Below are 820 nucleotides of genomic sequence, written 5' to 3'. Positions count from 1 at the left end.
GAAGGAAGGCTTCGGGATGAGCGAACGGCGGGCGTGTAAAGCCATCGGCTGTTGCCGCATGACGGTTCGCTACGAGACCAGCAGGCCGGACGACCGCGAGGTTCGCGAGCGGATGAAGGCGATCGCGCAGGAGCGTCGCCGGTTCGGCTACCGGCGTCTTCTCGTGATGCTGAGGCGGGAGGGCCTGGTCGTGAACCACAAGAAGCTGTTCCGGCTCTATCGGGAGGAGAAGCTCGCCGTTCGCCGACGTGGCGGCCGCAAGCGGGCGATCGGGACCAGGGCGCCGATGCTGGTGCCGCTGAGGCCCGACGAGCGCTGGTCGCTCGACTTCGTATCGGACCAGCTCACCGACGGGCGCCGCTTCCGCATCCTGGCCGTCGTCGACGACTGCACGAGAGAGTGCCTGGCACTCATCGTTGATACGTCTCTCTCGGGCATGCGGGTTGCCCGCGAACTGGACCGGGCCATCACCGAGCGCGGCCGGCCGAGGATGATCGTCAGCGACAATGGCAGCGAGTTCACCTCCAACGCCATCCTCGCCTGGGCGGATCAGAATCGCGTCGAATGGCATTACATTGCGCCCGGCAAGCCGATGCAGAATGGCTTCATCGAGAGCTTCAACGGCCGACTGCGCGATGAACTGCTCAACGAGACGCTGTTTACCTCGCTGGCTCAGGCGCGCGTAGCCATCGCCCTGTGGCGCGCCGACTACAACACCGCGCGGCCGCACTCCCAAATCGCCTGGCAGACACCGGCCGAGTTCGCCACCACCTTCAATTCGCGACGGTCGCTCGCGCTGCGCTATGCCAAAGGCTCCGCG

Annotated in this window: 1 protein-coding gene; it reads left to right on the top strand. The window is 66.0% G+C overall.

Features of this window, described 5'->3' with window-relative positions:
• Positions 1-820: IS3 family transposase (locus tag AU465_RS33045; protein ID WP_192257205.1), on the top strand; the 820-nt coding region annotated here is incomplete at both ends.

It is taken from the genome of Mesorhizobium silamurunense (assembly GCF_014843905.1).
Classification (GTDB): Bacteria; Pseudomonadota; Alphaproteobacteria; order Rhizobiales; family Rhizobiaceae; genus Mesorhizobium; species Mesorhizobium silamurunense.
This window is presented reverse-complemented; position numbering and strand designations above follow the sequence as displayed.